Source organism: Vreelandella zhaodongensis, from assembly GCF_013415115.1.
Lineage (GTDB): Bacteria > Pseudomonadota > Gammaproteobacteria > Pseudomonadales > Halomonadaceae > Vreelandella > Vreelandella zhaodongensis.
In genome coordinates this window covers 319,077-338,890 of sequence record NZ_JACCDD010000001.1, presented here as the reverse complement: position 1 = coordinate 338,890, position 19,814 = coordinate 319,077, and the positions used below count along the sequence as shown (strand labels likewise).

Annotated in this window: 18 protein-coding genes; 3 read left to right on the top strand and 15 right to left on the bottom strand. The window is 53.9% G+C overall.

Going from position 1 to position 19,814, the window contains the following annotated elements; all coding sequences use genetic code 11:
* Positions 1-14: 14 nt before the first annotated feature.
* The 3 genes from plsX to HZS79_RS01460 are packed head-to-tail and all read right to left on the bottom strand — an operon-like array spanning position 15 to position 1,832.
* Positions 15-1,034 (bottom strand): phosphate acyltransferase PlsX, encoded by a 1,020-nt coding sequence (gene plsX / locus HZS79_RS01470; RefSeq protein WP_162217604.1) that lies wholly within the window; start codon positions 1,032-1,034, stop codon positions 15-17.
* Positions 1,035-1,076: 42 nt separating this feature from the next.
* Positions 1,077-1,247 (bottom strand): 50S ribosomal protein L32, encoded by a 171-nt coding sequence (gene rpmF, locus HZS79_RS01465; protein ID WP_007114757.1) that lies wholly within the window; start codon positions 1,245-1,247, stop codon positions 1,077-1,079.
* 36 nt (positions 1,248-1,283) lie between these two features.
* On the bottom strand, positions 1,284-1,832 hold the full coding sequence (locus HZS79_RS01460) for a YceD family protein (protein ID WP_162217603.1): 549 nt from the start codon (positions 1,830-1,832) through the stop codon (positions 1,284-1,286).
* Between the two features lie 163 nt (positions 1,833-1,995).
* On the opposite strand from HZS79_RS01460, the gene HZS79_RS01455 reads away from it, so the two are divergent.
* Positions 1,996-2,598, top strand: coding sequence for a Maf family nucleotide pyrophosphatase (locus HZS79_RS01455; protein ID WP_162217602.1), 603 nt, complete (start codon positions 1,996-1,998; stop codon positions 2,596-2,598).
* A gap of 12 nt (positions 2,599-2,610) precedes the next feature.
* Here the strand turns inward: HZS79_RS01455 and sppA are convergent, their stop codons facing one another.
* From sppA to HZS79_RS01440, 3 genes are read right to left on the bottom strand one after another with little or no spacing between them, the layout of a single operon-like run.
* Positions 2,611-3,732: a signal peptide peptidase SppA gene (gene sppA, locus HZS79_RS01450; protein WP_179926875.1), complete on the bottom strand. Its 1,122-nt coding sequence runs from the start codon at positions 3,730-3,732 to the stop codon at positions 2,611-2,613.
* Positions 3,733-3,792: 60 nt separating this feature from the next.
* On the bottom strand, positions 3,793-4,443 hold the full coding sequence (locus tag HZS79_RS01445; RefSeq protein WP_162217600.1) for an HAD family hydrolase: 651 nt from the start codon (positions 4,441-4,443) through the stop codon (positions 3,793-3,795).
* A 9-nt stretch (positions 4,444-4,452) separates the two neighbouring features.
* Positions 4,453-5,394 (bottom strand): RluA family pseudouridine synthase, encoded by a 942-nt coding sequence (locus tag HZS79_RS01440; RefSeq protein WP_179926874.1) that lies wholly within the window; start codon positions 5,392-5,394, stop codon positions 4,453-4,455.
* A 692-nt stretch (positions 5,395-6,086) separates the two neighbouring features.
* Here HZS79_RS01440 and rne point away from each other — a divergent pair.
* Positions 6,087-9,452, top strand: a complete 3,366-nt coding sequence (gene rne, locus HZS79_RS01435; protein WP_179926873.1) for a ribonuclease E — start codon at positions 6,087-6,089, stop codon at positions 9,450-9,452.
* A gap of 40 nt (positions 9,453-9,492) precedes the next feature.
* Here the strand turns inward: rne and murB are convergent, their stop codons facing one another.
* From murB to HZS79_RS01400, 7 genes are read right to left on the bottom strand one after another with little or no spacing between them, the layout of a single operon-like run.
* Positions 9,493-10,530, bottom strand: coding sequence for a UDP-N-acetylmuramate dehydrogenase (gene murB / locus HZS79_RS01430; protein WP_338017222.1), 1,038 nt, complete (start codon positions 10,528-10,530; stop codon positions 9,493-9,495).
* A complete protein-coding gene (locus HZS79_RS01425) occupies positions 10,520-10,987 on the bottom strand; it encodes a low molecular weight protein-tyrosine-phosphatase (RefSeq protein WP_162217597.1) in 468 nt (155 codons plus the stop codon). The genes murB and HZS79_RS01425 overlap by 11 nt, the downstream gene beginning before the upstream one ends.
* On the bottom strand, positions 10,984-11,775 hold the full coding sequence (gene kdsB / locus HZS79_RS01420; RefSeq protein WP_179926872.1) for a 3-deoxy-manno-octulosonate cytidylyltransferase: 792 nt from the start codon (positions 11,773-11,775) through the stop codon (positions 10,984-10,986). The genes HZS79_RS01425 and kdsB overlap by 4 nt, the downstream gene beginning before the upstream one ends.
* Positions 11,775-11,984, bottom strand: a complete 210-nt coding sequence (locus tag HZS79_RS01415) for a Trm112 family protein (RefSeq protein WP_162217595.1) — start codon at positions 11,982-11,984, stop codon at positions 11,775-11,777. Before HZS79_RS01415 ends, kdsB begins: the two co-directional genes overlap by 1 nt.
* Complete coding sequence (gene lpxK, locus HZS79_RS01410) at positions 11,977-12,993, bottom strand: tetraacyldisaccharide 4'-kinase (protein WP_179926871.1); 1,017 nt, start codon at positions 12,991-12,993, stop codon at positions 11,977-11,979. The genes HZS79_RS01415 and lpxK overlap by 8 nt, the downstream gene beginning before the upstream one ends.
* A complete protein-coding gene (gene msbA / locus HZS79_RS01405) occupies positions 12,990-14,726 on the bottom strand; it encodes a lipid A export permease/ATP-binding protein MsbA (RefSeq protein WP_162217593.1) in 1,737 nt (578 codons plus the stop codon). The genes lpxK and msbA overlap by 4 nt, the downstream gene beginning before the upstream one ends.
* Positions 14,727-14,782: 56 nt before the next feature.
* Positions 14,783-17,050: a DNA internalization-related competence protein ComEC/Rec2 gene (locus tag HZS79_RS01400; protein WP_179926870.1), complete on the bottom strand. Its 2,268-nt coding sequence runs from the start codon at positions 17,048-17,050 to the stop codon at positions 14,783-14,785.
* A gap of 97 nt (positions 17,051-17,147) precedes the next feature.
* Here HZS79_RS01400 and HZS79_RS01395 point away from each other — a divergent pair, with 97 nt between their 5' ends.
* Positions 17,148-17,699, top strand: a complete 552-nt coding sequence (locus tag HZS79_RS01395; RefSeq protein WP_162217591.1) for a DUF2062 domain-containing protein — start codon at positions 17,148-17,150, stop codon at positions 17,697-17,699.
* A 23-nt stretch (positions 17,700-17,722) separates the two neighbouring features.
* Here the strand turns inward: HZS79_RS01395 and HZS79_RS01390 are convergent, their stop codons facing one another.
* Entirely contained in the window at positions 17,723-18,433 is a 711-nt protein-coding gene (locus HZS79_RS01390) for an ABC transporter ATP-binding protein (RefSeq protein ID WP_162217590.1), read from the bottom strand.
* Positions 18,434-18,443: 10 nt separating this feature from the next.
* Positions 18,444-19,685 (bottom strand): lipoprotein-releasing ABC transporter permease subunit, encoded by a 1,242-nt coding sequence (locus HZS79_RS01385; RefSeq protein WP_162217589.1) that lies wholly within the window; start codon positions 19,683-19,685, stop codon positions 18,444-18,446.
* Between the last annotated feature and the right edge of the window lie 129 nt (positions 19,686-19,814).

Here is a 19,814-nt window from a genome sequence, read left to right as displayed (position 1 = left end):
GCACGTCAGACAACCTAAGAACGCGACCAACGCGCAGCGATGCGAGCAGGTAGATTATGCTCCACCTCTTTTAGCGCACGCTGGATGGCATAATAAAAACCATCTGCACGGGCACTACCATGGCTTTTAACCACAATACCCTGCAGCCCTAGCAAGCTTGCGCCATTATAGCGCACTGGATCCAACTCTTGCTTCAGCCGCTTTAGCACAGGCCTGGCCAGTAGACTTGCCAACCGCCCGCTTAAGCGTGATTCAAACGCCATTTGCACACGTTCAACCAGCATACGGGTCAGGCCTTCACTGGCTTTCAAAGTGACATTACCGACGAAGCCATCACAAACAACCACGTCCACTTCACCTTGAAAAATATCACCACCCTCTGCATAGCCAAGATAATGAAAACCTTGGCGATCAGCACGCTCACGAAGCAGCCAGTCTGCTTCACGCACGTTAGCACTGCCTTTTGTTGCTTCAGCGCCTACATTCAGCAGCGCAACACGAGGCCGCTCAATTCCATCAATGCACTGGGCCATCGCAGCCCCCATCATGGCGAAATCAACCAGCCTTGTTGCGGGGGAGTCGACATTTGCACCCAAATCAAGCAAGTAACAACGACGCCCGCCACGGGCAGGAATGGCTGTACTAATTGCCGGTCGCGATATGCCCGCCAACATACCAAGCTCACGTCTTGACAGCGCCACTAGGGCACCTGTATTGCCTGCACTAACGCCAGCAGCCGCCTCACCCGCTGACAAGCTGTGCAGCATACGCGCCATGCTAGTTGCCTTTCCACGACGCAGCGCCCAAGCAGCGGTCGCCGCCTGTGAGACACTGTCAGGCGCGTCACTAACCACCAAACGTGACGTTGCCGCAGCCAAAGGCTGCGGCAAACGCGAAAGCTCAGCATCGATCTGCTGACGCGGACCAAACAGGGTTAGCGCTAAGCCAGGGCGCTCAATAACTGCCCTTGCAGAGCCTTCGATAATGGCACGGGAGCCTTGGTCACCCCCCATCACATCAATCGCTAGGCGCACACAGCACCCACCCTGTTTTGCCGCTCATAAAAGCGCTAAGGCTTAAACCTCAACCACTTTACGGCCACGGTAGAAACCATCTGGAGAAACGTGGTGACGCAGGTGAGTAGTACCAGTTTCTTTGTCCTGAGACAGAGTCGGTGCAGTCAGCGCATCGTGACTACGACGCATGCCGCGCTTGGAACGGGTTTTACGGTTCTGTTGAACTGCCATGGGTGTTTACTCCAAGGTATTTAGGGTAAGTGATGCTTACTTTTTGCCTTTCAAGGCACCACTGCTTTTTAAAGCACTGAGCACCGCGAAAGGATTTTTGGCCGGAGCTGACTCTTCCGCCGCGCCTTCAGTCTTGCTGACCAGCTGCTCCGCCGAGACATGGCATTCGGTCTCATCGTGATAGACCACCTGCGGCAAGCTAAGGATTAGCTCATCCTCTATTACCGTCAGCAAGTCCAGCTGTTCATTTTCCACCAGCACCGGCTCATGACTGGCAGGCAGCTCGGCAGCCAAGGCTTCGTCTGAAATCATTCCTAACAGGAAATCACTGGACACGTCTTGGCTTAGCGGCACCAGACAGCGGCGACAAGGCAGCGCCAGGGTCGCTTGCAAATGGCCACGAATTTCGCGACGGCCTTGGGCATCAATACCAAACTCAAGGACGACATTACAGTCGCCAGTTTGGTCACCTGCCTCTTCGGCAAGGCGCGGCAGCTTATCAAGCGCCACTAGGCCTTCAAGTCGTTCGCGGCGGGCTGCAAGCTTATAAGGCTCAACCCGACTGGGGAGTTGTGAGGTCAACATAGGCGCGCAATGATAGGCACTCGCTCCCCCTCTGTCAAAGTTGTCGGCGCAATTCTTACAAGATTATCTCTCAAAAGTTGGCAAATAGGCAGACTGCTGCGGTTTCGTTACACTCATTGCTGATACTGAATAGCACCCAGCAGGGCTTACAAAGGAGAATACAGTGCCTCAAACGGATAACGCCCCCCTTGTCCTCGCGTCTAGCTCTCGCTTTCGCCGAGCACTCCTGGACAAACTACTGCTTCCTTATCAGTGTTGCTCACCGGACATTGACGAAACCCCCCATCCTAATGAAACACCCAATGCCCTAGTACACCGTTTGGCGCTTAGTAAAGCCAACGCTGTTGCAGAGCGCTTTCCCGAGCACTGTATTATTGGCTCCGATCAGATAGCTCTGTTTGAAGGCGACATTCTCGGCAAACCTCACACGGAGGAGCGCGCACGGGAGAACCTGACACGCTTTTCTGGCCAAAAAGTGACTTTTCTAACAGGATTGGCGTTAGTCGACACACGACACCAACGGCACCACGTCCATATCGAGCCGTTTGAGGTGTTTTTTCGCTCGCTGAGCAAGCAAGAGATTGCACACTATGTTGCCCTTGAGCAGCCACTGGACAGCTCAGGCAGCTTTCGCATGGAAGGGCTCGGTATTAGCTTGTTTGAAAAACTGGAAGGCAGAGACCCGAACGCATTGATTGGATTACCACTCATCGCGTTATGCGATATGCTTCGCCAAGTTGGTATGAACCCACTCAGCGAAGCCTAGCACCGCGTTAATTCACTGCGCTTTAAAGTGCAGTGGCGAATGCGTGTTGCGCAACCCCACCAACTCTGCCGCAGTTTGGGTAAAGCGCCTAGTGAGACGTTCAAAAGGATCCAGGCGGGGCGTATAGTTCTGCCACTCCGCTTTACCCACCTGGTCACGCGCCACCTGCTCAAGGCTTGCTAACTGATCGACCAGCCCTAACTCAAGCGCTTGCTCGCCACTCCAGATGAGGCCCGAGAAGAGTTCAGGGCTGTCGCTTAAACGATCACCACGACCAGCCTGAACATCATCAATGAACTGCTCATGGGTTTGAGTCAACACCGTTTGCCAAAAGCTAGCAATATCGTCATCAAGGGGTTGAAACGGGTCTAGAAAAGCCTTGTTCTCACCAGCCGTTACAACACGGCGCTCAATACCGAGCTGATCAATCGCCTCCTGAAAGCCAAATCCAGCATAAATCACCCCAATAGAACCAACCAAACTTACTGGAGATGCCACAATATCATCGGCGGCCGAGGCAATATAATAAGCACCACTGGCACCGATATCTTCTATCACCGCGATAATGGGCTTATCTCCCTGCTCACGTAGTCGCATAATTTCTGAATAAATACGCTGTGACTGCACAGGACTTCCTCCCGGGCTGTCAATGTGTAGCACAACAGCAACAGCACTCTCCGATGACCACGCCCGATTGATTCCTTTAATGACTCGCTCAGCATTCGTTGGCGCATCGCTGGCTATCACTCCATGAACCTCCACAAGCGCCAAATGGCGCTGCGAAGGCAGTGAAGAGGCAGGCTCTGCCAAAAACACGCGATAAACCGTCGTGGTGACAGACACCAGCACAATCACGAGTATCATCAAGCGAAAAAACAGCTTCCAGCGCCGGGTTCTACGCTGTTCCGTCAAAACACCACCAACCCAACGATCCATCATTTCCAGCTGCGCTAGCCGCTGCCGCTCACGCAGCGTCTCCGCATCATCACTCTCTGCCCCCGGCAGAGGGCGCTGTTGGGTTGGCTGGGCAACTTCCGGCCCATCGGTCCAACGATCACCACTGCCCTTTTCTGGGAAATCATCTCCCGCCTGGGAGCCACTATCATTACCACCACGCTGCTGCTCATCACTCATATACGATTCCTAGTGTTCGCCTGGCCGTACAACGACTGTCCTTAGTTACTGCTGACGATCCTAGCCATGGAGCCAGTCGAACAGCATCTCTACACTATCCGCCATCCACACCGGCTGACTGGCTGCCAATCGTGCGGGCGCGTGCACACCGTAAGTAACCCCCACCCGATCCATGCCAATGGACTTAGCCATTTCAAGGTCGTATTCGGTATCACCCACCATCACAGCGCGCTCAACGGGTACTTTCAGCTCATCAAGCAGTTCGGTCAGCATCTGCGGATGTGGCTTTGAACGCGTTTCGTCAGCAGTGCGGCTAGCATGGAACCAGCCACCACTGTCTGTTTCGGCAAAAATTCGGTCAAGCCCGCGACGGCTCTTTCCCGTCGCAACCGCCAGCTGCTGGTGCTGGCGTTCACGCAGCCGGGCCACCTGCGCCCCAACACCCTCAAAAAAGGACATCGGCGTAGTGTCACCATAGACAAAATGGTGAGCATAGCGCTGACGCAAATGCTCAGCTTGGTAAGGGGCGATACCAGGGCAAAGCTTGGCAATTGCTTCAGGCAGCCCCAAGCCGATGATATCCTCGATCGCACTATCCTCTAGCGCCCCCCATTCCGCATCAATCGCAGCAGCCTGCATACAGGCGACAATTTTTGGCACGGAATCCATCAACGTGCCATCCCAATCAAAAATAATTAACTCATAACGCATACGGTTTCCTTATTGCCGAGCACGCTTCAAAGCATCTTCAAGCGCCTCCGGTAGTGGCGCCTTTACGGTGACGGGACGACCGTTGCCTGGCTCAGGAAACGTCAATGCGCGGGCATGAAGAAACAGGCGACCCAAACCGAGACGCTGTGTCATGTGATTGCTTTCACGAGTGCCATATTTGTCATCACCCAACAAGGCATGCCCTGCATGTGCAGCATGCACGCGAATTTGGTGTGTCCGCCCAGTGACCGGCTCTGCTTCTACAAGGGTTGCTTTTTCAAAGGTTTCCACAACTGAAAAGTGGGTACGCGAAATTTTACCATTGGGCTCTACCCTTACCCGACGCTCACCATTCCCAGCGTCAAAGCGGTCTAACCGAGCACTGATGTAAGTTTTCCGCGCAGGCCAGCGCCCACTAACCAACGCTAAATAGCGCTTATCCATGGCATGCTTTTTTAACGACTCGTTAAGCGTTACCAACGCATCACGAGACTTTGCTAACAATAGGCATCCTGAGGTATCACGATCCAAACGATGAACAAGCTCTAAAAAGCTCAGATCATCGCGCACTTGGCGCAGCGCTTCGATCAAGCCAATTTTTACGCCACTGCCCCCATGCACGGCCAAACCGGAAGGTTTATTGATCACCATCCAGTCTGGCCCTTCCATGATGACGCTACCAATCAGCAGATCGCGTAAATTATCACTGACTTCTTTAACTGCCTCTTTTGGCGCTAGGCGGAGCGGAGGGACACGTACCAAGTCGCCTGCTTGAAGACGGTAGTCCACTTTGACCCGCTTTTTATTAACCCGCACCTCGCCTTTACGTACAATTCGGTAGATTAGTGCGCGTGGCGCACCTTTTAGCCGCGTCATTAAAAAGTTATCGATTCGTTGACCCGCCTGCTCCGGGGCGATATCCACCCACTGCACTTCACGCCCTTCGGCCATTACCGCGCACTCCTAGTATAATTTTGTAACGTCAGGCTAAAAACGGCATTCTAACGTAGACCCATGGGCATTGCGTCAATTGCTGGTGGTTGTCTTTACTGTTATATTCAAAAACGCTCACCGGCCGAGCGTGGCTCACCAGTAGACATTATGATTACTACGAGTGAACAACCACTCCTCGCCCAAGCGCTTGCTCGACAAACATGCAGGCCAGAGCATAGGCAAAGCGGCGTAGTGTACGCATTACCCAAACGCCTAACGTATTGAAATAACGTACTGGATATACAGTTACTCTGTCGCATGCTTTTCTGACGGCAGATACACTTAGGCCTCGCCCGCAATGGCAGGCAATTGATTAACAAACGTCACGCCCCAAGCAGCCTCTCCTTTTCGTCACAAGGCGCTGCATGACTTGGGGCGCCAAGTTCAACGCTGTGCCGATGACCAGCGTTGGCGAATCGATGAATGCCAGGTGTTGGCGGTGTCAGCAGAGCCGGATGGACGTGACAGCCACCGAAACATGTTCTGCCTCCGCCACGTACTCAACGCCCCTCGGCCGGGTCGGTACTTTGCTGCCTTCCCGGTTTAATGCGTCAGCATAGCTATGCGCCGAGCACAAGCACGCAGCACCCAGCGATTCGTCTACGCCCAGCCTAGACGGCTCGTCGGCACGCAACGCTACGTGAGACAACATGAAACGGATGCTAATTAACGCGACCCAGCCAGAAGAGCTTCGGGTTGCGCTGGTAGACGGGCAACGACTGTACGACTTAGATATTGAATCTGGTGCTCGGGAACAAAAGAAAGCCAATATTTATCGAGGCAAGATCACCCGTGTAGAACCTTCTCTTGAAGCTGCCTTTGTTGATTTTGGCGCTGAGCGCCATGGCTTCTTGCCTTTGAAAGAAATTTCTCGCGAATATTTTATCAAAGACGTTTCTGGCCGCCCCAGCATTAAAGAAGTGCTGAAAGAGGGCCAGGAAGTCATTGTCCAGGTCGACAAAGAAGAGCGTGGTAATAAAGGGGCGGCACTGACCACCTTTATTAGTTTAGCGGGTCGTTTTCTAGTATTGATGCCCAACAACCCACGCGCTGGCGGTATTTCACGCCGCATCGAAGGCGATGACCGCAGTCAGCTGAAAGACGCCATGGGCCAGTTGACCGTGCCAGACAAGATGGGTCTGATCGTGCGCACCGCGGGTATCGGCCGCAGTCCGGAAGAGCTGCAGTGGGATCTGGACTACTTGGTACAAGTGTGGGAATCCATTACCACTGAAGCCGGTAAGCGCTCAGCCCCTTTCCTGATTTACCGTGAATCAAACGTTATTATTCGCGCCATGCGCGACTACCTGCGCCAAGATATTGGCGAGGTGCTAATTGACAGCCCAGAGATTCATGAGGAAGCCCTGTCTTTTATTCGCCAGGTAATGCCTTCCTACCAACAAAAAATCAAACTTTACGCTGATGAAGTACCACTATTCTCACGCTTCCAAATCGAATCGCAAATTGAAACGGCCTATCAGCGCGAAGTAAAGCTGCCGTCCGGCGGCTCTATTGTGATCGATCATACTGAAGCCCTGGTATCCGTTGATATTAACTCTGCCAGAGCCACGCGCGGCAGCGATATTGAAGAAACCGCACTACAGACCAACTCTGAAGCCGCGGATGAAATCGCTCGCCAGCTCCGTTTGCGGGATATTGGTGGCTTAGTCGTCATCGACTTTATCGACATGGGTCCCGCGCGCAACCAGCGTGAAGTTGAAAATCGCATGCGCGACGCACTCAAGCTTGATCGTGCCCGGGTACAAATTGGCCGGATTTCGCGTTTTGGCTTAATGGAAATGTCGCGCCAGCGCCTACGTCCTTCGCTTGGGGAAACCAGCGGCGTAGTCTGCCCTCGCTGTAACGGCCAGGGCACGATTCGTGACGTTCGCTCACTGTCGCTCTCCATTATGCGCTTGATTGAAGAAGAAGCGATGAAAGAGCGCAGCGCTCAAATTCGCGCCATTCTGCCGGTGCCAGTGGCCACCTATTTGCTGAACGAAAAGCGTAGCGTTCTGGCTGACATCGAATCTCGGCAAGGTGTTCGTGTCGTTTTGCTGCCCAACCCAGAAATGGATACGCCCCATTACGATGTCCAGCGCCTTCGGGTTGACCATTTAGATGACGATGAGAGTCATACACTATCCAGCTTTGAACTGTCTACCGATACTGAAGTTGGCAAAGAGCCTGATCCAAGCTTTACACCGCCTGCCCTGCGTGCCGAAGCTGCGGTAAAAAGTGTAGTGCATAATGCACCTGCACCGGCCTCATTACAGACAGAGAAAGCACCGGAAAAAGCGTCGGCAAAAGCCGCTTCCACGCCTACGCCTGTCGCTGAAGAGCAGCCAAGTGTAATTGGGCGCTTTATCCGTGGCTTTGCCAAACTGTTAGGCGGCGATGACACCAGTGCCAGCCAACCGGAAAAAGAAGCGCCCACCGCCACCAAACAGCCTGACCGTAATAGCAGCAACCGGACTCAGCGCAATGACAGCAGACCAAAACCTGCGCGTGAGCGCAACGAGCGCAACGAGCGCAATGAAAGTACGCCTAAAAATGAGCAGCGAAGCAGCCAGTCGCGCAGCGCAAACAATAGCGATGACGCTAATGATAAACGCAGTGGCCCCAGCCGCACGCGTAACCGCCGCCGCCACCCTCAGCATGACGATGCCAAATTTCAGGAAAATACTAAGCCCCAGGAAAATGGCCAGAAGAACAGTCGTCAAAAAGAGCAGCCAGCAGCTAAAGAAGCCGTTGGGGATGAGTCTGTAAAACCCGCTGCGCAACCTGAAAACCGTCGTGAGAAACCACGCGATACTAAGCCAAAGGGTGAAGATACACGCGAGCAGGCTGTTCAGGCTGATGATAGTAAGAAAGAGGATGGCAAGCCAAAGCGTACGCGCAATAATCCGCGCAACCGCTCGCGTAGTCAGGCTATTAATCCTAGAGCAGAAGCTGAGCAGTTAAAGTTACAAGCTGAAGCAGCACAAGCACCCAGCAGTGAAGCAATGCCCAGTGGCGACGTACCGAAGGCCCAAGAAAACAGCCAAGCTAAACCAATAGTGGAAACCGCTGTTGAGACACCGCCCCAGAGCACTGAGGAAGAGACGGCAAACAGCACCGATGGAACGACAGCAGAGCGCCCCGCTGAGAACGCAGAGAAAGCGCGCAAAGCTACCCGTCAACGCCGCCAACCTCAGCAATCTGACGCGTCGCTAGCTTCTGATAAAGTAAGTACACCTCAAACATCGACAAATAACGATGTAATGGTGAAAGAAGAGGCCAAACCAGCAGCCCAAGTCGCGGAGCCATCAGCTCAAGAAGCGCCGCCACTGGAAAAGGCTGCCGTCGAACCGGCAGAGACCGAGAAAGCCTTTGCGGACAGCGAAGCAGCACGCCCAACGGGCGAAGAAGCTGCGGCAAATCCCACAGAACCGCAGGATGCTGAAACTGATACTGATTCTACGCAAGTGCAAACGGCTAGCAGTGACAGTACGCCCCCGCAACTAAGTGAGCAGAAAACAGCCAAAGCGACTAAGACTGCTGAGACTGCTGAGACTGCTGAGACTGCTGAGACTGCTGAGACTGCTGAGACTGCTGAGACTGCTGAGACTGCTGAGACTGCTGAGACTGCTGAGACTGCTGAGACTGCTGTCAGCGATGTTAACGCCGAGAAGCCTGCTGCAACTCAAGCAGCAAACGCTAAAGAAAGCGCATCTGCAGTCTCTGAACAGCCGAAAGCAGCCGATGCCCATGATGAAAGCACCGTCATCATGGGTGACGCTACGATGCCTGATCAAGTGCTCAGCGAACAATCAGCGCCCGCCAAAGGACGCGAAGAAGCTCGAGCACTTGCACCAGAGGCTAGTCAACCGACAGAGGAAGCCACCGCATCTGAGGCAGCGCCTTCACCTGCTGCCTCCACCCAAGATACAGCGCCTAAGTCACGTCGACGCCGCCGCGCACATAACGACCCCCGTGAATTGCGCAAGCAGGCGCAAAACACTAACCAAGAGTAGCTGCACTAGCATAAAAAACCCCGCAAGATGCGGGGTTTTTTTATGCCTGGATTAAGCGAGGTTCCGGCTCTAGCTTAACGCCAAACCGATCGTATACCGTTTGAGCAATATCACTCGCAAATTGCAAAAGCTCATGGCGCTTACCACCACCAAAATGCACCAACACCAGGGCTTGTCGTGCATGAACACCAAAAGCCCCCTCTCGAGCTCCCTTCAACCCACACTGGTCAATTAACCACCCTGCGGCTAATTTGGTTTGCTCATCAGACTGAGGGAAATGCGGCATATCAGGATAATGCTGCAAAAGGTCTGCTGCCTGGGTGCGACTTACCAGTGGGTTTTTAAAAAAGCTGCCTGCGTTTGCTAATACCTGCGGGTCAGGCAGTTTTTCTTGGCGAATAGCGCAAACCGCTTGGGCTACCGTCAAAGGTGTCGGCGAAGCTGCTTCACTGGCAGATACCCTGGCAACCAAATCTCCATAGCCCAGCCTAGGGGCAGGCTGTCGTGATAAACGCAACGCCAGCTGAGTGATCACGACTTTTCCCGCAAGCTCTTTTTTGAAGACACTATCACGGTAGCCAAACTGGCACGCCTGAGCGCTTAACCAGCTAACGCTCCCAGAGGACAGGTCTACCACCTGCACACCTTGCAGCACATCGTTTAGCTCAACACCGTACGCTCCAATATTCTGCACGGGCGCCGCACCACAATCGCCTGGAATCAGAGCTAAGTTTTCGATGCCCCACAGGCCTTGGGCCGCCAGCGTCATGACTAACGAATGCCAATTTGCGCCAGCGCCTACATAAGCAATCACTTCTTCCCCGTGACTCTCAAGCCACCACTGCTGCATCGCAGGCCGAATGGCTATACCGGTTAGCTCAGCAGGCAGAAGTACGTTGCTGCCGCCTCCTAGTAGCGTGATAGCCCACCGTTTGTCGACAGCGGTACGCACTACCTGCTGAAGCGCACCCAACGTGGAAGGCGCAGCATAGCGCTCGGCTTTACAGGGTAGACGCAGCGTGTTGGCAGCCGTTAAATCAAACGACTGCTGAATGCCCAACGAACCACTATTGTTCACGGTTCAGCTCAGCAATCAGGCCTGCAGAAGCGGCTTCTATCATATCCAGCACCTGCTCAAAGCCCTCTTCTCCACCGTAGTAAGGGTCAGGCACGTCTGTCTCAGGCATGCCTGCAAAGGCCAAAAAAAGCCCCACATGCGCCTGACTCTCTGCTGGCTGAAGCGCACGCATTGCATGCAGGTTGTCACGATCCATGGCCAGTACATAGTCGAACGCTAAAAAGTCACTGGCGCTCAACTGGCGCGCACGAAGATGACTAATATCGACACCTCGTTGCAGTGCCGCAGCCTGGGAGCGCTGATCTGGGGGCTTACCAACATGCCAACCTGCTACTCCACAGGAATCTATGCTGACGTGACTGCCGAGGCCAGCTTGCTCTACTGCACGCTGAAACACGCCTTCTGCAGTTGGAGAACGGCAAATATTGCCTAAGCAAACAAACAGCACACGCTTCATTCGCTTTCACCTTTACTTTCGTTAGCCAGCAGCGCTCTCACCCGGGCCAAGTCTTCTGGTGTATCGACACCAGGCGGATTCATGGTGCTCGCCAACGCGACCTGTATTGCGTAACCGTGCTGTAGCGCGCGCAGCTGTTCCAACTGTTCGAGCTGCTCCAGGCTTGAGGGTGCAAGATCACGATAAGCCGTTAAAAAACTGGCCCGATAGGCATAAATCCCGATATGGCGAAGCCACGCGTCAGTCTCTAACAGCCCAGGCTGCACTTTGAATTGCTCTCGATCCCAAGGAATGGGGGCACGGGAAAAATATAAGGCACGCCCTTGTAAGGAGCGAACAACCTTAACAACATTGGCGTTAAACAGCGTTTCAACATCGCCAATGGGCTCAGCAAGGGTCGCAATGGCAGCGTCGGGATCCTCGGATAAACGCATTGCCACCTGATCAATCAATACTGGAGGTATAAGCGGCTCATCTCCCTGGACATTGACGACCAATGCCTCATCGCTCAACCCTAGTTGCTCTGCCACCTCGGCCAGCCGATCCGTACCAGAGGGGTGATCCGAACGTGTCATGACCACTTCCGCACCGTAGGGCAGCATCGCCTCCTGAATGCGTACATCGTCAGTTGCTACCACAACCCGGCCTGCCCTACTTTGGCAAGCTCGCCGCCAAACGTGGGCAATCATTGGCTCACCGGCAATCTCCAACAGCGGCTTTCCAGGCAAACGCGTAGAGCCAAAACGGGCGGGAACGACAGCAATAAACTCAGGGTCGACGACTCCCATTACGCCTCTCCTTTGCGACCCGGCGAAATAGGCAGCTTCTCATCGGCATCCATCACACGCGCCTCTTCCGGCAGCATTACAGGAATACCGTCTTGAATGGGATAGGCCAAACCATCGTAGTGGCAGCAAAGCTCTTGAGCCTCGCGGTCATATTTCAGCTTGCCATTGCAAAGCGGACAAACCAGCATTGCCAACAGTTCCTTATCCATTCATGCATCCCCTTTCAGAAATCGCTGACAGCTTAGCTGCCAACCAGTGTTCAAACTCTGGCGGAAGTGTGGCTTCCACCTCTAGTATCCAACTATCAGGTGGCGCTAACGCTTGGCATTTCACTGCGTCTTTCGCCGTCATCACAACCGGACGCTGGCCAACAAATTGGAAGGTCTGACTATCAAAGCGCTGGTGATCCGGGAGCGGGTGCATATCACCCTCAACGCCCAGGCTTCGTAATGTATTAAAAAACCGCTCCGGATGGCCGATGCCTGCGACCCCGTGCACCGGCAGCGTAAAGGGCAACGGTGCGAGCGCCAAGCTCTGCTGGCTATGCAGGTGACGCCAACGTTTCGGCGCAAGCTCCATAGACACGGCATTCACGCCCAATGCATGGCGCTGCTCTCCATTCACAATCACCGCATCTACACGCGATAACCGGCCAGGACTCTCTCTAAGTGGCCCCGCAGGTAAGCAGCGACCATTCCCTAACCCTCGAGCACCGTCAATAACGACCAACTCGATATCTCGGCCCAGCGCTAAGTGCTGCAATCCGTCATCACTGATAATAATATCGCACCCTTGCTCAACAAGTGCTTGTACGCCCCGCGGGCGCTGCGGGTCAGCAACCACTGGTCGGCCAGTTTGCTGGGCTAGCATAAGAGGCTCATCACCACTTTGCGCAGGATCCGTGGTCGCAGCCACCTGCAGGGGATAATTTGCCGCTTTACCGCCATAACCGCGGGTGACAATACCTGGAGAGTAGCCACGCTGAACCAGCCAACGTGCCAGCCAAGCGACTAAAGGAGACTTCCCTGTCCCGCCAAGGGTTATGTTACCCACCACAATAACGGGCACTGGCGCCTGCCAAACAGATTTTTTCCCGCTGCTATACTGAGCTTCGCGGCGCGCCATAAGATAACGGTATAAGCTGCCAAATGGGTACAACGGCGCAAGCCACTGGCTATCCCCATAAACTGCTTTCAACCAGCGCTGCTCAAGGCTCATTCACTCTCCTGAAATTGGAGCTGATGCAACGCTGCATAGGCTCCCCCTGCTTCTAACAGTGCCTGGTGCGTGCCCTGCTCAATAATGCGTCCCTGCTCCATCACCAGGATCCGATCCGCACGCTCAATGGTGGAAAGCCGATGGGCAATCACCAGCGTGGTGCGCCCCTTACAGACGTATTCAAGCGCTTTTTGAATATAGCGTTCTGACTCGGTATCCAGCGCAGAGGTTGCCTCGTCGAGCACCAGGATGGGGGCATTTTTAAAAATCGCCCTAGCAATCGCCAGACGCTGGCGCTGCCCGCCGGAAAGCATCACACCGTTTTCCCCAACGACGGTGTCATAACCTTGGGGCAGCTTGTCAATAAACTCACTGGCATACGCTGCCTCGGCTGCCGCTTCAATGGCTGCACGGTCAGGGTTGGCAATCCCATACGCAATGTTATCGGCAATCGTAGCGTTGAAGAGTGTCACCTGCTGGGATACCAACCCAATGTGCTGACGCAGAGGCCCCAGCGCAAAGTCATCCGCATTAATATCGTCAATCAAAATACGCCCTTTACTCGGACGATAAAAACGCGGCAGCAGGCTAACCAGCGTCGACTTACCGCTTCCGGAACGGCCAACAATGGCTACTAGCTCACCAGGGGCAACGGTGAGACTAATATCATGCAGTACGTAGGGCTGGTCATCTGCGTAGCGGAAACTGACGTTGTCAATGACCACCTCGCCGATTAGCTTTTCCGGGATACGTTTGCCTTCATCTTGCTCAGGCGTTAAGTCGAGCAAACCAAACAACTCAGAAGCCGCGGCAATGCCTTTTTGAATATCGCCATTTATTTCAGTGAGCTGCCGTACGGGCTTGATCATTAATGCCGCCGCCGTGATAAAGGCGACAAACTCTCCGGGTGTCATGTTATCCATTAGTGCCGGCGCCATGGCCAGCCACACCAAAAACGCCATCGAAATAGCCACCAGCATTAAAATCACCGGTGAACTGACAGCACGAGTCATGGCTTCTTTCATGCTTTGGCGGCGATTCTCTTCACTGACACGCTCAAAACGTTGCTGTTCATAAGCTTCAGCGCCATGGGTTCGTACCACGCGATAGCCAGAAAGGGCCTCAGAGGCTACATGGGTAACATCGCCCATCGAGTGTTGAATGCGTTTGGAAATACGCCGAAAACGCTTACTGACGTAGTTGACCACGACACCGATGATTGGTGTCACCCCAAGGAACAGTAGCGTCAGCATCCAATTGGTCCATAGCAAGTAGCTAATCAAACCAATTACAAACAAACCTTCACGCAAAATAACAGTCACCGCATTGGTTGCAGCCCCCGCCACCTGTTCCACGTGATAAGTGACGCGTGACACTAACTGACCGCTTGAGTGGTTATCAAAGAAGCGACCGGGCAGGTGCAGAAGATGCGCAAACACTTCGCAGCGAAGCGTGTGGATCACATAACGTCCCACGTACGCCATAAAGTAGGTACTTAGAAACGTACCTAGTCCCCGCGCCGCGAACATGATCACCACAAACAAAGGCAGAAAAAACCGAAAGGCAGCATCCGGGTTTTGGATACCATCAATTAGCCGCTTCATCATTTCCGCTAACGCAGTACTGGAGGCGGCATAAATCACAAACCCCACGATTGCCAGCGCAAACGCGCGCCAGTGAGGTTTTACATAACCCAATAGACGTTTATAGAGAATCCAACCTGAATCAGTCACACGCGCTCCCGGCAATAGTGTGCAGTGAAAAGAATTCTACCTGATGGTGAAGCGCATCAACACCGCTTCTCACTTCCTAGATGCCTTCGCAAGGGGATAACCTCAACGGGGTGATCTGGCCGCAGATCAAATTGCAGCGCGCCATCATGGGCAGTATTCCACAAACAGCTCTGCTGACGCCGAAAGCGGCGCACCACATCATCAGCAGGGTGATTAAATGCGTTATTCCGCCCTGCGCTAAAAATGACATGCTTGGGGCTACTCATCCGCACAAACTGCACACCAGAACTGGTATGACTTCCGTGATGCCCTGCCACTAACACACTGGTAGGCTTGGCAATGTTCGTTATCAAGCGCCGTTCAATATCGCGACTGACATCGCCAGTGATTAATAAATGGTGCCCACCTACGCTCACCTGTAGCACACAAGAACGGTCATTGGCAGATAACGCGCTATCCCCTGGAGGAGGCCAAAGTATTTGATAGCGCACGCCATCACGCTGCCACTGCTGACCAGCAGCACACTCATTGCTTGAAACTGTTAGCGTCTCTCCACGAGGCGCCCACCACTGCGCTACTTGGTGGTCATCTCTTAATGCATCCACACCACCTGCATGATCGATATCAGCATGGCTAACGATAACGCGATCAAACGTTTGGCTTGGTGGCCACAGCGTCTGCAACGGCATAAAACCGCTGCGAAATCGTGGGCCAGTGTCGTAAAGCAAGCGGTTATTAGCGCTACGCAGCTCGATCAGCTGACCCTGCCCAACATCGTGCACGGTGACACGCAGCTCTCCATAGGGAAGCGATTCATCGGTGACCCACCAAGGAAGGCTTAGCATTAGCAGCGTGGCGCTGACTCGTAACCATGTCGGCACACTAGGCATACCCCAACAAAGAGAGAGCAACAATAGTGCGCACACAAGCGGCATGACTAGCGAAGATGGTGGCTGTATTAGCGGTACCAGACGCACGGTAACGACCAATAGCTGGTAAAACACCTGCAGTGCCAACTCAAAGCACCACCACACAAGCGCTCCTATGCCTGGCAATGGCGATAGCAGCCACCCTAAAAGAGCACTTGGCACCATGATAGAACTGACCCAAGGCACAGCAAGAAGGTTAACCAACGGCGCTCCAGGAGCCACCCTGCCAAATGCTAAAAGCACCGCCGCTGCCATTAGGGGTGCCAACAGTAGCTGCGAGCGCAACAGCGCCCAGCACCAGCCTTTTATCCCTTGTGGGCGCGGCCGACCCTGCCAAATAATAATTAACCAGGCTACGGCAATAAAAGATAGCCATAGACCAGGGCGCCAAAGCGCAAGCGGGTCAACAATAAGCACCAACCCCAGGGCTAACCACCAAGCCTGCCAAGGGCCTGGTGCATGGCGGCCACTGAGCACCCATAAACCTAACAGCGTCATGATCATAGCGCGCATAGCAGGCGGCGCTAGCCCCGCTAACATGGCATAGCCAACCGCTGATGCCCCAGCTAGCCACCACGGCCAAACACTTAGTCGCCAGTTAGTGGGCGTCAACAATCTGGCCGCCAGTCGAGCCAACAGCAGCATGAAGGACGCTACCAGCCCAACATGTAGCCCAGATATCACCACGAGATGGGTAGTGCCCGTCGCATTCAGCAGCGCCCAATCTTCTTGGTTTAACTGCTCACTGGCACCGAGAGTAAGGGCTGCGAGCCAACGCTTAGTTCGCTCTTCTAGCGGCTGGGTAGACAGTTTTTTGATGGCTAACTGACGAAGCGTTGGCGTCGCTTCTGAAAGGCGCACAGGAGCGGGGTCTTGTCGCACATACCCCGTTGCATGAATCCCCTCACGCCATAGCCACTGCTCAAAATTAAAGGTATTTGGGTTCGCAAAACCATGGGGAGGCCTCAGACGAAGCGTCATTTGCCAGCGCTCTCCCACGCGATAGACACGGTCACCATAAGCACTGACTCGAACCCCAGTGAATGACTGGCAACGCGGCAAATAATCTGGCACTTGGCATGCATCAACGGCTAGACGCAAACGTGACGAACCTACCTCCTGCTGAACACTCTCTACCTTGGCCTGGATAGTGACATCCTCACCACTCAACCCTGCCGGCAAGCTCCGCCCCCACTCCTGCTGCACATTAGCAAACGCCCAGCCAGCGATGACCAGCCAAATTAATCGTGTAGGGCGCATAGCTACCAAGCACAGCACTAGTACCAATACCGCAGGCAGCAGAGACTGAAGCATCCCTTCTGGCCCGCTCAACCATGCCGCTAGCGTGCCAATAAGCACTGCCAAAGCTGCGGGTAGCGCCATGCCCAATTGCATGCCTCCCTCCTTGGAGCTAAATCATTAACGCTTACACCATAGCCGAAGCACTAAGCTATGTGGATAATAGGCGGCACCACGGACGAGAGTATTTGAAATGCCGCGCCGTTTTCTGCAGCGCTACATGCCAAAACCAGACACGATACGACGCCAGCGTTCGTTACGCTTTATGGCGCCTCTCATTGCCGATCCCGGTTTATGGCTTTTAACACGTCGCAGCGTTGCAAATGCGTTTAGCGTGGGGCTTTTTTGCGCCATGCTGCCTATCCCTTTCCAGATGGTGGTAGCGGCACTGGGCGCGCGCCTTAGCCGTTGCAACCTGGCACTCTCGATAGGCCTTGTGTGGATTACTAACCCCCTCACCATGCCAGTTATTTTTTATTTTAATTACCGGGTTGGCAGTTTCCTGCTGGAAACACCTGTTAGAGAGGCCCCGTCACGCATTTCAACCCGCTGGATTGCTGAGCAGATGAACGACATCATGCCAGCGTTAATACTAGGGTCGTTGATAAGCGCCGTTGTGTTGGCGATTGTTGCTAATATTGCTATACGCCTGATTTGGCGATGGCATGTTTCGCACCACTGGAAGCGCCGCCGCCTGAAGAGACGACAGCGCCGGGCTCGCGTTGAATCAGAATTTGATGATTAAGCGTGATTAGCTAGCAACAGCAGTTATTCACTTGCTTGCTCAATCAACCGACCACCATCTAATTTTAATACTCGATCCTGATGAGCCGCCAAACTGACATCGTGGGTGACAATGACAAAGGCGCAGGCACTCTCTTTGGCCAACTCATCCATCAGTGCCAGAATTGTGCTCGCCGTGGTTTGATCAAGGTTCCCTGTTGGCTCGTCCATCAACACAAGACGCGGGTCAGTTACCAGCGCACGGGCTATCGCCACCCGCTGCCGCTCACCTCCTGACAATTCTCCTGGCTTGTGATCAGCGCGCGCCTTCATTCCCACCCGTTCAAGCAGCTGCATGGCGCGCTGTTCCGCCACCTTTTTAGGCTGTCCGCGAATAATCAGCGGCAGCGCGGCATTCTCGACCGCTGTAAACTCCGCCAATAAGTGGTGAAACTGATATACAAAACCAATATAGCGATTGCGAAAACGCCCAAGCGCCGCTTCATTCAGACCCGAGAGTGGTTCTCCCGCAATCACAACGCTACCCGAGCTTGGGCGATCAAGACCGCCCAACAGATTTAAAAGCGTCGTTTTACCTGACCCTGAACTGCCGACAATGGCAACTCGTTCGCCTGCATGCACATGCAAATCAAGCTGATCCAATACCGTCAGGTCTTGGGGACCTTCACTATAAACACGTGTTAGGCCGTTGCATTCCAGCATAATCGCTGCCGTGTGCGGTGTACTTGAGGTCATGATGGCATCCTTATTCATAGCGCAGTACATCGGCAGGTTGGACCCGAGCGGCCCGCCAGGCGGGATACAGTGTCGAAAGGAAGGTCAAGCCAAACGCAGCGAGAACAATGTCGCGTACGTCATCCCAATGCAGGCGCGAAGGCAGATCACTGATGAAGTACACACCCGCGTCAAGGAACTGGATACCGAGAGCACTTTCAAACCAACCAATCAAATCGGAGATGGTGAGCGCCAAAACAATACCGACCGCAACGCCCACGGCGATCCCGATGAGACCGATCGCTAAGCCTTGCACAATGAAAATACCCATGATTGATCGAGGTGTCGCGCCAATGGTACGCAAAATAGCAATATCAGCGCGCTTATCCGTTACCACCATCACTAGGGTGGAAACGATGTTAAAAGCGGCAACCGCGATAATAACGGTTAACAGCAGTGCAATCATGCGCTTTTCCATTTGAATAGCCTGAAACAGACTGCCATGGGAAAAGGTCCAGTCTGTGCCACGGTAACTTGATCCGAGCTCATTCAAAATTGCCTGGGTTTCGCTTCCTGCCAGGAACAAATCGTCAAGTTCGAGACGCAAGCCACCAACAGCGTCTCCCATACGGGCCAGCGTTTGCATATCCTCAATGTTGGCGTACGCTAAATTGGCATCTAAATCCGCACCAACGCTAAAGATTCCACTAACGGTAAAGCGTTTCAGGCGAGGAAAAACGCCCGCGGGCGTAATCGATGCCTCAGGCACCAACAGTGTGACTCGGTCGCCGACCCCCACCCCCAGCCGACGCGCTAACATAGAGCCGAGCACCACATTCCATTCACCTGGCACTAAGTCAGATAGTTCGCCTTGGCGCATGTGCTTGCCAATGATCGACACGTTGTCTTCCCAATCCGGATGAATGCCATTGACCATCGCCCCTTGGTTACGCCCCCCTGCCGAAAACATGCCCTGCTGCTCAACATAGGGAGCCGCGCCAATCACACGCTCACGCTGAACGAGGCGCTCGGCCAATGCCTCCCACTCTACTAGCCCTTCTCGTGCTTCAATTTTAGTGTGAGGCACCATTCCCAAAATGCGGGTACGTAGCTCGTGATCGAAACCATTCATCACCGACAGCACAAGGATCAGCACTGCCACGCCAAGCATTAGCCCGAGCATCGACGTCAGAGAGATAAACGAAATAAAGTGGTTCCGGCGTTTAGCGCGCACGTAGCGCAGCCCCACCAGAAAAGGCAAACGATCAAGCATGGCATCATTCCTTAGTAATAAGCATCCATGGTACGGCTTTTTTAGCATGGCTGCATGTGCAAACGCAGGGTTAGAGTAGCAACCCTGGTTGCCGTTCCCTTAGATACGTTAACGCTTGCATGTTCTTGA

Bases quoted from the DNA above. Each gene is read 5' to 3' on its own strand.
- rpmF (WP_007114757.1), bottom strand. From the start codon at position 1,247: ATGGCAGTTCAACAGAACCGTAAAACCCGTTCCAAGCGCGGCATGCGT.
- HZS79_RS01460 (WP_162217603.1), bottom strand. From the start codon at position 1,832: ATGTTGACCTCACAACTCCCCAGTCGGGTTGAGCCTTATAAGCTTGCA.
- sppA (WP_179926875.1), bottom strand. From the start codon at position 3,732: ATGAGTGATGAGCAGCAGCGTGGTGGTAATGATAGTGGCTCCCAGGCG.
- HZS79_RS01445 (WP_162217600.1), bottom strand. From the start codon at position 4,443: ATGCGTTATGAGTTAATTATTTTTGATTGGGATGGCACGTTGATGGAT.
- HZS79_RS01440 (WP_179926874.1), bottom strand. From the start codon at position 5,394: ATGGCCGAAGGGCGTGAAGTGCAGTGGGTGGATATCGCCCCGGAGCAG.
- rne (WP_179926873.1), top strand. From the start codon at position 6,087: ATGAAACGGATGCTAATTAACGCGACCCAGCCAGAAGAGCTTCGGGTT.
- HZS79_RS01425 (WP_162217597.1), bottom strand. From the start codon at position 10,987: ATGAAGCGTGTGCTGTTTGTTTGCTTAGGCAATATTTGCCGTTCTCCA.
- kdsB (WP_179926872.1), bottom strand. From the start codon at position 11,775: ATGGGAGTCGTCGACCCTGAGTTTATTGCTGTCGTTCCCGCCCGTTTT.
- HZS79_RS01415 (WP_162217595.1), bottom strand. From the start codon at position 11,984: ATGGATAAGGAACTGTTGGCAATGCTGGTTTGTCCGCTTTGCAATGGC.
- lpxK (WP_179926871.1), bottom strand. From the start codon at position 12,993: ATGAGCCTTGAGCAGCGCTGGTTGAAAGCAGTTTATGGGGATAGCCAG.
- HZS79_RS01400 (WP_179926870.1), bottom strand. From the start codon at position 17,050: ATGCAATTGGGCATGGCGCTACCCGCAGCTTTGGCAGTGCTTATTGGC.
- HZS79_RS01395 (WP_162217591.1), top strand. From the start codon at position 17,148: ATGCCGCGCCGTTTTCTGCAGCGCTACATGCCAAAACCAGACACGATA.
- HZS79_RS01390 (WP_162217590.1), bottom strand. From the start codon at position 18,433: ATGACCTCAAGTACACCGCACACGGCAGCGATTATGCTGGAATGCAAC.
- HZS79_RS01385 (WP_162217589.1), bottom strand. From the start codon at position 19,685: ATGCTTGATCGTTTGCCTTTTCTGGTGGGGCTGCGCTACGTGCGCGCT.